The following is a 948-nucleotide window of genomic DNA, read 5'->3' as shown; positions in this document are numbered from 1 at the left end:
TGAACTGCACCCCAAAAGTTAGACATAAAAATCTAACTTTTGGGGTGTTTTTATTATGAAATTAACTTATGAAGATAAAGTTCAAATATATGAATTAAGAAAGAAAGGAGAGAGCTTTAGACAACTTTCAAATCAATTTGGGATAAACATTTCTAATCTTCAGTACATGATTAAATTGATTGATCGTTATGGAATAGAAATCGTCAAAAAAGGAAAGAATTGTTACTATTCTCCTGAACTAAAACAAGAGATCATTGATAAAGTTCTTCTTGAGGGGCGTTCACAAATTAGGGTGTCTCTGGATTATGCTCTTCCAAGTAGTGGATTACTTTCGAATTGGCTGGCACAATATAAGAAAAACGGGTATACTATTGTTGAGAAAACAAGAGGGAGACCACCTAAAATGGGACGTAAGCCAAAGAAGAAATTTGAAGATATGACAGAATTAGAACGTCTTCAAGCAGAAAATGAGTACTTGAGAGCGGAGAATGCCATTCTAAAAAAGTTGAGAGAACTCCGATTGAGGGACGAAAAGGAGCAAGAAGAAAAACGGAAATTGTTCAAGGACTGGTAACAGAGTTTTCTTTAGATATCCTTCTAAAGATTATTAAGCTTGCCCGTTCAACCTATTATTACCACTTAAAACAGCTGGATCAAAGCGATAAGGATGTTGATATTAAAGCTGAAATTCAGTCAATTTATACTGAGCATAAAGGAAATTACGGCTATCGTCGCATGACTCTAGAATTACGAAATCGTGGCTTCGTAGTGAACCATAAGAAGGTGCAGCGTCTGATGAAAGTACTTGGTTTAACGGCTCGAATTCGCCGTAAACGGAAGTATTCTTCATACCAAGGAGAGGTTGGCAAGAAAGCAGATAACCTTATTCAACGTCAATTTGAAGCAACCAAACCAATGCAAAAGTGCTACACAGATGTGACAGAATTT

General features: G+C 36.1%; 1 pseudogene. It reads left to right on the top strand.

Features of this window, described 5'->3' with window-relative positions:
* Window positions 1–55: 55 nt before the first annotated feature.
* Window positions 56–948: pseudogene (locus QM887_RS09905) on the top strand (IS3 family transposase); the annotation flags it as partial.

The sequence above is a fragment of the Streptococcus infantis genome (assembly GCF_047460875.1).
Taxonomy (GTDB): domain Bacteria; phylum Bacillota; class Bacilli; order Lactobacillales; family Streptococcaceae; genus Streptococcus; species Streptococcus infantis_AA.
Note: the sequence above shows the minus strand (reverse complement) of the source record. Positions and strands in the feature narration are given on the sequence as shown.